This window comes from Flavobacterium sp., from assembly GCF_029242675.1.
In the GTDB taxonomy this organism is placed as follows: Bacteria; Bacteroidota; Bacteroidia; order Flavobacteriales; family Flavobacteriaceae; genus Flavobacterium.
The window spans coordinates 1-10,075 of sequence record NZ_JAQWTM010000337.1; the positions used below are offsets into that span (position 1 = coordinate 1).

Here is a 10,075-nt window from a genome sequence, read left to right on the forward strand (position 1 = left end):
TTTGAAAGTTTGCCAATAAACACCGCCAAGTAATTCAGGTAGTTTTTTGGATTTTTCTAGGGAAATTTCCGCTTTATTGGTAGCTAGTTCTTGTTCAAACAATTTGATGCTGGGATAATTCGTCACTTCATTACTCGTTAATCTTTCGTCAAAATTCATTTTAATATTAGCTGAAAGAGGAATGAAATCTATATCAACATTTAACAGCATTTTAAATTTAGATACTACTATCTTATAATCGCTTTGTACTTCTTGTAACTGAATTTTTATTTGACCCGATTGGTTTTCGGCCGTTGCTTTTTCTAGCACATTACTCTGACCTTTATCAAAACGTAAGGTTGATTTTTTTAAAAAATCTGAATAGATACTATCACTTTTAAGTAATAATTTCTCTTTTTCTTTTAAATAAATTAATTCATAAAATACGCTTGTTACATTTTTGATCAATTCTTTCTTTTGTAAAGCTTCGTTCCATTCACCTATTTTAGCTTGTTCTACTAATAGCTGTTTTTGGCGTTTATAAATCGTTGGAAATTTAATATTTTGTGAAACACCGACTTTAAGATCATTAATATTACTATTGAATTGACCATATTCAGAAATAATTCCAATATTTGGAATATCATATCCAGTTTTGGTCATTTTTTGTAAATACTCAGAGTTCAGTTTTTGATTTTTTGCATTTAAATTATTTTGCAATGCAGTTTCAATGGCTTTGTCAATTGAAATTTTTTCTTGTGCATTCACATTTTGAAAAGAAAAGAAAAATCCAAATAAAATAATTGTTGTAATGGGTTTTATCTTTTTTGCTTTTATTTTAATTCCTTTTTCGAACATAATATATAAAATTGGTAAAACGAATAATGTTAGAAATGTTGCTACAATCAATCCACCAATTACTACTGTTGCTAGTGGTTTTTGTACTTCTGCACCTGAACCGTTACTAAGAGCCATTGGTAAGAAACCTAATGATGCAACAAGTGCTGTCATTAATACCGGTCGTAAACGAACTCTAGTACCTTGTAGAACTATTGATTTTAAATTGGTTTCTCCTGATTTTTTTATTCGATTGAATTCAGCTATTAAGACCAACCCGTTCAAAACAGCAACACCAAATAAAGCTATAAAACCAACTCCAGCGCTGATACTAAATGGCATTCCACGCATTGCTAGAAAAAATATCCCCCCAATCATTGATAATGGTATAGCAGAATAAATTAATAGTCCCTGTTTAACAGATTTGAAGGCAAAATACAGTAAGATAAAAATCAATATCAATGATACTGGAACAGCAATCATTAAACGTTGTTTAGCTGCATTTAAGTTTTCAAATGCACCACCATAAGTAGGGTAATAACCTGCAGGGAATTTTATTTGTGAATTGACCTTTTTTTGTAATTCTGTAACAATGCTTTGCACATCTCGACCACGAACATTAAACCCAACTACAATTCTACGTTTTGCATCTTCCCTTTGTATTTGATTTGGTCCTTCTGTGATTTCTACTTTTGCTAGTTGAGATAAAGGAATTTGCATCCCGTTTGCTAAAGGAATTAATAAATTTTGTACGTCTGCTAACTCTTTTCTTTTTTCACCAGCTAAACGAACAACTAAATCAAAACGTTTTTCATCTTCATAAATTAATCCTGTACTCTGTCCAGCAAAAGCTGTATTAACAATCTTGTTTATGTCTTCGATATTTAAATCATACTGTGCAATTGCCTGACGATTATAATCAATTACGATTTGTGGCATTCCTGTAACAGTTTCTACATAAAGATCGGAAGTACCTTCAACGGTATTTACAATTTTCCCTAATTTATTAGCATATACAGCCAATGTATCTAGATTTGCACCAAAGATTTTACATACAACATCTTGTCTTGCACCAGTCATTAATTCGTTGAAACGCATTTGTACGGGATATTGAAATCCAAAAGATACCCCTGGGACAGCTTCAAGTTCCTTTGCCATTTTTTCAGATAATTCATTGAAAGTTGATGCAGATGTCCATTCTGACTTATCTTTAAGAATAATCATCATATCGCTCGCATCAATTGGCATTGGATCAGTTGGCACTTCACTACTACCTGTTTTTCCTACAATTTTTTGTATTTCTGGAAATTTATCTAATAGTATTTTTGAGCCTTGTGAAATAGCCTTCATAGATGTTTGCAAATTACTTCCTGGTAGAACGCGAGTTTCTACTGCAAAATCACCTTCTTCTAATGACGGCATAAATTCACCACCCATAAAAGAAAGTGTAATAATTGCTAAAACAAATAGTGATAAAGTTGTTCCAATTATTATTCTTGGAATAGAGAGCATTTTTTCTAATAATGGTTGATAGAAGTTTTCTAATTTTAACATCATTCTATCTGAGAAGTTTTGTTTATGTGTTATTTTTTTATTCAAAAACAAAGCTGTCATCATAGGAATATAAGTCAATGACAAAACAAAAGCACCAAACAAAGCAAATGCAATTGTTTGTGCCATCGGTAAAAACATTTTACCTTCAATACCACGTAAAGTAAAAATTGGAATATAAACAATCAAGATAATAAGTTCTCCAAAAACCGCAACATTCCGCATTCTTACTGAAGTTTCTAAAACTGTTTTATCCATTTCATGTTGAGATACCTCTCCTTGCTTGCGGCTGTGTAAACTAAATAAACAGGCTTCAACAATAATTACGGCACCATCTACTATTAGACCAAAATCTAATGCACCTAAACTCATTAAATTTCCACTTACGCCAAATAAATTCATTAGTATTACAGCAAATAACATTGCTAACGGTATGACAGAGGCTACAATTAAACCAGCTCTTACATTTCCTAAAAAAAAGATTAATACTAATAGTACAATTAACGCTCCTTCAATAAGATTTTTACCTACAGTAGCAATTGAATTATTTACCATTTTAGTTCTGTCTAGAAATGGTTCAACAATTACACCTTCTGGCAAGGTCTTTTGAATTTGTTCAATTCTTTCCTTAATATCTTTGATTACAATATTACTATTTGCACCTTTTAGCATCATAACAACTGCACCCGAAACTTCTTCAGACGGAGCACCTTTTTTGTTAAAAGTCATTGCACCGTATCGTATAGCACTACCAATGCTAACTTCGGCAACATCACGAATAAATAAAGGACTTCCGCTATTAATATTTTTAATAGAAATATCTTTTATATTTTCGATTGTATTGATTAATCCTTCGCTTCTAATGTATAAAACTGTTGGTCCTTTTTCAATATAAGCACCTCCAGTATTCTGATTATTTTTTTCTAAAGCTGTAAAAACATCAGATATGGTGATATTGTTAGATTGTAATTTATTAGGGTCAATAGCAATTTCATACTGTTTTAATTTTCCTCCAAAACTACTAACCTCTGCAACCCCTTCAACACTTAGTAATTGACGACGAACAATCCAATCTTGTATAGTTCGCAACTCAGTTACATCATATTTTTTTTCAAAACCAGGTTTTGGTCTAACTACATATTGGTAAATTTCACCTAAACCAGTAGTTACGGGAGCCAATGTAGGAGAACCGATACCTTTTGGTATTAGTTCTTTGACAGCACTTAATCTTTCGGTTACTTGTTGACGTGCCCAATACACATCGGTTGCATCATCAAAGACAATAGTTACAACTGATAAACCAAAACGTGAGAAACTACGAATTTCTTTCAGTCCAGGAATGTTGCTATTGACTTGTTCGATTGGAAATGTGATCAACCGTTCAATATCTGTTGCTCCTAATGATGGAGCAGATGTGATAACTTGAACCTGATTGTCTGTAATATCAGGAACAGCATCTATTGGTAATTTTGTGAATTGGAAAATACCATACCCAATAAGCACCATTGTAAATAACCCAACAATGAGCTTGTTTTTTATAGAAAATTCTATTATTTTATTTAGCATAATTTTTTAAGATTTAAGAATACTCTATAGTTACATAGAATATTGTCCTTTTAATTTTAGAGTAATAGTAATGTCTTTGTTATTATTATTCCTGAAAAACCACCCGTGCTTACCTTCAAAAGGAGCATAAAAGGTTCCTACCATATTATTAGAATAGGCCAGGGTATAACTTTCAAAATAGACATCAGTAACTTCCTTCTCTTGTTTTACTTCACCATGAAAATCTAAATAAACAGTTTCTTTATCTGTTGTCCACTCGTATTTCATCTTGCCATATTTTAGCATATAAATTTTATATTCAATTCCTTTTCCTGCCGGTACAATTACTTCAATAGTATCTTCTCTTTCAGTAAATTGTTTTTCTGGAGCAGGATTATCTACTTCGACTGGTATTTTTACTTCCGGTCCAGAACCAGCTTTGTCCATTTTGATTAGAGGAAATGTTTTTCCTGTTGTTGTTGCAAAGTTATCAGGCATATCTTCTGGAACATAAAGTTTATCGAAGCCAAACAATTTTCCTGTTCCTACTGGATCTACACCATATTCAGCGGGTAAAACGGCACTAAATAAAATGACTATCCCTAAAACTAAAGCAAATAAGACCGCTTTGATAATTTCTTTTTTTTCTACTATTTGATGATTTATTTCTGACATTATTTAATTTTTTTTAAGATGTAAAATAACCTGTTAATTGATACCCTAATAATACAAATCCAGCAGCTATAAGCATGGTATTTGTGAATGTTGAAAATTTAATGAAACTTGGATATCTACGCCATATTGTAATAAGAATCAATACAAAAGTTAGTGCGATAAACTGACCTATTTCGACACCAATGTTGAAACCAAGCAGATTTGTAAATAAACCTTCTTTTTCAAATTTGAAATCCTGAAGTTTACTGGCTAGTCCAAAACCGTGGAATAATCCGAAAATTAAAACGGCTACTTTTGTATTGGGTTGTTTACCGAAAAATCTCTTAAAACCACCTAAGTTATCAAACCCTTTATAAATTATTGATAGTGCAATGATTGCATCAATTAAAAAAGCGTTAATGGATATACCACTCATAACACCCAACAATAAGGTTGTGCTATGACCGATTGTGAAAAAACTTACATATAAAAAAACTTCTTTAGGTCGATATAAGAAAAAGATAACACCAACTAAAAAAAGTAAATGATCATAACCAGTAAGCATATGTTTAGCACCAATATAAAGAAATGGACCAAAAGCTACGCCATCATTTCCAGTTAAAAAAGTTTGCGTATTTTCATCAACTCCGTGGGCAAAAACACTTGAGATACCTACAAAAAGTAGTAAAACAAGGAATATTATTTTTTTTGATTTCATAATTTTAATTTTCTTTTAAATACTACTTCACTACCATAATTGACGGTAGAGAAGTAGTCTGTTAAACTATATTAATGTTCATGTCCGTGAACCGCATCAGCTTTGTCAAGGTCCATTATATTAGTACTATCTATTGTAACTTGATTAGCATTATCTGTGTTTCCATGGGCATGTTCTGTTGTGTCAGTACTTTCGGTTTCGTTGTTAACTTTTTTGTTACAAGACGTTAAAATTCCAAATACAAAAGCCACTATGATAAATTCTTTTTTCATAATTTAAATATGTTTTATAAAGTTTAATAAAATTGAGTTAATGTTGGTGTCCATGATTAATATCTTGTTCAGAGAGTTGGTTGTTTCTAAATCTAGAAGTAATTGTTTTTCCTTTAACAATTACTGAAATGATGCAATAGGTATAAATACTAGCTCTGGGAACCTCAACAAAAAGAACATTATTTGAGTTTAGAGAAATCGGGGTCGTTGTTTTTGTTTTATTAAATAATTCGAACGTTACAGTTCCAATAACCCCTTTGTTTGAAACAATTTTTCCTTTAGTATCTAATACGTAAAAACTACAGTTTTTTTCTCCTTCAATCATTTCGATATTGTAGTCTCCTGCATTTTGTATGACTCCGTTATGTGGTCCTTTGGATTGGTTTTCGTTGACTTGTGCATTAGAAATTGTTGTTCCTGCAATAAGCAAGAATATGCCAATTGCGATTGATTTAATTTTTTCCATTACGGATATTTTAGCGTTAATAAATTTGATTTCATTACAAGGCAGCACAAAAAACAACAAAAGAGTTTTTTGAATTTTTAAAGGATTTCAGTTATTAGAAAACATAAAACCCTTAAGCATTTAGTAAAAAGTAAAAAAATTGGGATAAGCACTTGCTTGCTATAGGTATATAGCAAAACAAATCTTAAATGAGTAATTAGATATAATTAAAATATAACTTATTACAATTTAAAATAAATTTATTAACTTAACTTAGGTGGAAGCCAGATAGAGGCAAAAACACTGGATATATATAAATCCGGACTGAAAGGTACAGTACGTTTTACGGAAATAATGTTTGGCTTGCAGAATGAAAACATTTTATGGTTTTCAAAAGCAAGGACAGTATTTACATTTGAATTAATTGTTTTAAAAGGTAGATTTTGATGATTATTTTCTTTATTATCAGAATCATGCTTTTCATCACCATAATGAACTTTTATAAAATCTAATAAAGAAATATTATGATTATTATATTCCTCATGATGATTTGTGAAGTGTTCGATCAAGTTGGCTAATTTCAATAACTGTCCTATTTCTGTGTTGGCACATAGAAATATACATATAAAAGCTATAGAAATTATTTTTTTCACGTTTGTAAAGATAAGGTGTTTGTTTTAAAAACAGGTATGTTTGTATATAAAATTTCAGTTACTACAATTTATGTCTTACTATTATTTTAGTAATATGAAGGCTTTTCGTTCTTAAATGTTTATACTTCTTAATCTTAGAGCATTTAAAATAACAGAAACTGAACTAAAACTCATCGCTAAAGCTGCAATCATAGGCGATAGTAAAATTCCAAAAAACGGGTACAATAATCCTGCTGCAATTGGTACTCCCAATGCATTGTAAAGAAATGCAAAAAATAAATTTTGCTTGATATTTCTCATTACTGCATGACTCAAGTTTTTAGCTTTAACAATACCATGTAAATCGCCTTTTACCAAAGTTATTTTGGCGCTTTCAATTGCTACATCTGTTCCCGTGCCCATCGCAATTCCAATATCTGCTTGCGCCAAAGCTGGAGCATCATTTATTCCGTCACCCGCCATGGCTACAATTTTTCCTTGAGATTGTAATTTTTTGATTTCGTTTAATTTATCTTCGGGCAAACAACCTGCTTTGAATGCTGACAAACCCAATTGATCTGCTACTGATTTTGCGGTATTTTCGTTATCTCCAGTCATCATAATTACTTCAATTCCTTGATTCATAAGCTCCTTTATAGCTGCAACACTCGATGATTTTATAGCATCTGTGATACAAACAAAACCTACGACTATATTGTCGACTGCAATATAAGAGACAGTTTTTCCTAGTTTTTGTTCTTCAAAAATAGAATTTTCGACAGCCGAATCAACATTTGCTTTGGTTTGTTCCATTAGTTTTTTGTTTCCTAATGCTACTTTTTTACCATCGACCGTTCCAGTTACTCCTTTTCCAGTAACATTTTCAAAATCTCTGACTTCACTCAATTTTATATTTTTGCTTTTGGCATAATTGACTACGGCTTCTGCCAAAGGATGTTCACTATATTGATTTATAGAAGCGATGATTTGCAATACTTTTTCCTCTTCATTAGTGGTAGAAACTACTTTTTCAACCGATGGCTTTCCTTCGGTAATGGTTCCTGTTTTATCGGTTATTAGAACATTTATTTTGTTCATATTCTCTAATGCTTCGGCATTTTTTATCAGGATTCCGTTTTGTGCTCCCTTACCAACACCTACCATAACGGACATTGGCGTTGCCAAACCTAAAGCACAAGGACAAGCAATAATTAGAACTGCAATGGCATTGATAAACCCGTAAACCATTGCTGGTTCTGGACCAAAGAAAAACCAAACAAAAAATGTAGTTATAGAAATTAAAACTACTATAGGAACGAAATATTTGGCAATGCTATCGGCTAGTTTTTGAATTGGCGCACGAGAACGACTGGCATCACTTACCATTTGCACAATTTGTGATAGTAAAGTTTCTGAGCCAACTTTTTCGGCGACCATTACAAACGATTTATTTCCGTTTATGGTTCCTGAAGTTACTGTATCTCCTTCTTCTTTATCGACAGGAATGGGCTCTCCTGTAATCATCGATTCATCAACGCTACTACTTCCAGCTTGAATTTTTCCGTCCACAGGAATTTTATCACCTGGTTTTACACGCAATAAATCGCCTTTTTTAATATCGTGAATTGAAACCACTTTATCTTCTCCATCAATGACTAAAATCGCTTCAGAAGGCGCTAATTTCAGCAATGCTTTTATGGCACCACTAGTTTGACTGTGCGCTTTGGCTTCCATTAATTGTCCTAATAAAACCAAAGTCAAAATCACGACTGTCGCTTCAAAATACAAATGAACTGTACCTTGTGCCGTTTTGAATTCTGCTGGGAAAACATCTGGAAAAAACAATCCGAAAATACTAAATAGAAATGCAACTCCAGTTCCGATACCGATTAGCGTAAACATATTTAAATTCCAAGTAACAATCGATTTCCAAGCACGAACAAAAAATATCCAACAAGCGTAAAAAACTACTGGAATTGAAAGGAAAAATTGCACCCAATTCCATTTTTCAATGCCCATTATTTTTTCTAAGGGATTGTTTGGAATCATTTCTGACATGGCGATTAAAAAAACAGGGATCGTAAAAACTAATGAAATCTTCATTTTTCTGACCAAATCTTTATAGGATTTTTGGTCTTCAGATTCGCTTGGTTCCATAGGAACTAAATCCATACCGCAAATAGGACATGAACCAGATTCATCACGAATAATTTCAGGATGCATCGGACAAGTATATTGGTGACTTTGTATCAAACTCGGTTGCTGTACTAAATCCATGCCGCATACAGGGCAGTCTCCCGCCTTATCATATAGTTTCTCGCCTTCGCAATGCATTGGACAATAATATTTTCCGTTGCCATTTACCTTTTTTATTTCCACGGAAGTGGAATCCTTATCTTTTTTTGGAAGGTCATCAATATTGTGGATGCTGTAAGTGTCGCTATCTTTTTTTAATGCTTCTTGGTATTTTTCGATGGGAAAATGTTCTTCCGTTTCGATGATAGCCTCCTCTTTTTCTAAATCTATAGTAACTTTTGAAACTCCTTTTATTTTAGAAAGTATGTCTTCAACGTGACTTCTACAACCGTTGCAGGTCATTCCGTGAATGTGGTATGTATGTATCATTTTATCTGAATATGTTTTTTATTTATGTTTCTTTTGAATTATTTATTTTTTCATTCCTTCTAAATTTCAACTTACAATTTACATTAATATACTTTAAAAAACAGCATCTTATTTTTTACTTATACTCCTATTTAAAAGTTGCGCACGAATAGCGACAATAATTGTACTCAAGCTCATAAAAACAGCACCAACCGCAGGGCCTAAAACGAATCCAGAGGAATACAATACCCCAGCTGCAAGAGGAATGGTTACTACATTATAGGCTGTAGCCCATAGAAGATTTTGAATCATCTTACGGTAGGTAGCTTTACCAAACAAAATTAAATTAGCAATATCTTTTGGATTGCTGTTTACCAAAATAATATCGGCAGTTTCGGCAGCAATATCAGAACCAGAACCAACCGCTATACCTACATTGGCTTGAGCTAAAGCAGGAGCGTCATTAACTCCATCACCAGTCATGGCAACAAATTCACCTTTACTTTGTAGATCTTTAACAATTTCTACCTTTTGATGAGGTAATACTTCTGCAAAATAACCATCTAAACCAAGTTTATCACTAACGGCTTTTGCTGTTTTTTCATTGTCTCCAGTTGCCATAAATACTTTGATGTTGTTCTTTTTAAAGGTCTTTATAGATTCAGCAGATTCTGGTCTAATCTCATCAGCAAGTGCAATATATCCTGCTAATTTTCCATCAATCAATACAAATACTACGGTTTCAGCAGCATCACTATAGGCATCTTTTGGAATCTCTATTTTTTCATCTCTTAAATAACCTGGACTAACCACTTTTACTTCTTTCCCTTCTACATTT

General features: G+C 32.4%; 8 protein-coding genes. All 8 read right to left on the reverse strand.

What is annotated here, in order from left to right:
- Positions 1-3,933, reverse strand: a 3,933-nt coding sequence (locus P8M54_RS12325) for a CusA/CzcA family heavy metal efflux RND transporter (RefSeq protein WP_300288208.1), incomplete at its 3' end; no start/stop codon positions are given.
- A 30-nt stretch (positions 3,934-3,963) separates the two neighbouring features.
- A complete protein-coding gene (locus P8M54_RS12330; protein ID WP_300288209.1) occupies positions 3,964-4,587 on the reverse strand; it encodes a hypothetical protein in 624 nt (207 codons plus the stop codon).
- A gap of 13 nt (positions 4,588-4,600) precedes the next feature.
- Positions 4,601-5,284: a HupE/UreJ family protein gene (locus P8M54_RS12335; RefSeq protein ID WP_300288210.1), complete on the reverse strand. Its 684-nt coding sequence runs from the start codon at positions 5,282-5,284 to the stop codon at positions 4,601-4,603.
- A 71-nt stretch (positions 5,285-5,355) separates the two neighbouring features.
- A complete protein-coding gene (locus tag P8M54_RS12340; RefSeq protein WP_300288211.1) occupies positions 5,356-5,556 on the reverse strand; it encodes a hypothetical protein in 201 nt (66 codons plus the stop codon).
- Positions 5,557-5,593: 37 nt separating this feature from the next.
- Complete coding sequence (locus tag P8M54_RS12345) at positions 5,594-6,022, reverse strand: hypothetical protein (RefSeq protein WP_300288212.1); 429 nt, start codon at positions 6,020-6,022, stop codon at positions 5,594-5,596.
- Between the two features lie 242 nt (positions 6,023-6,264).
- Positions 6,265-6,654: a hypothetical protein gene (locus P8M54_RS12350; RefSeq protein ID WP_300288213.1), complete on the reverse strand. Its 390-nt coding sequence runs from the start codon at positions 6,652-6,654 to the stop codon at positions 6,265-6,267.
- Between the two features lie 111 nt (positions 6,655-6,765).
- Positions 6,766-9,258 carry a heavy metal translocating P-type ATPase gene (locus tag P8M54_RS12355; protein WP_300288214.1) on the reverse strand — a complete coding sequence of 831 codons (2,493 nt, stop codon included), beginning with the start codon at positions 9,256-9,258 and terminating at the stop codon, positions 6,766-6,768.
- A gap of 108 nt (positions 9,259-9,366) precedes the next feature.
- Positions 9,367-10,075 (reverse strand): HAD-IC family P-type ATPase (locus P8M54_RS12360; RefSeq protein WP_300288216.1); only part of this gene is annotated, 709 nt, incomplete at its 5' end.

Excerpts from the sequence above, each read along its gene's own strand:
- P8M54_RS12355 (WP_300288214.1), bottom strand. The coding sequence starts at position 9,258 with ATGATACATACATACCACATTCACGGAATGACCTGCAACGGTTGTAGA.
- P8M54_RS12345 (WP_300288212.1), bottom strand. The coding sequence starts at position 6,022 with ATGGAAAAAATTAAATCAATCGCAATTGGCATATTCTTGCTTATTGCA.
- P8M54_RS12340 (WP_300288211.1), bottom strand. The coding sequence starts at position 5,556 with ATGAAAAAAGAATTTATCATAGTGGCTTTTGTATTTGGAATTTTAACG.
- P8M54_RS12335 (WP_300288210.1), bottom strand. The coding sequence starts at position 5,284 with ATGAAATCAAAAAAAATAATATTCCTTGTTTTACTACTTTTTGTAGGT.
- P8M54_RS12330 (WP_300288209.1), bottom strand. The coding sequence starts at position 4,587 with ATGTCAGAAATAAATCATCAAATAGTAGAAAAAAAAGAAATTATCAAA.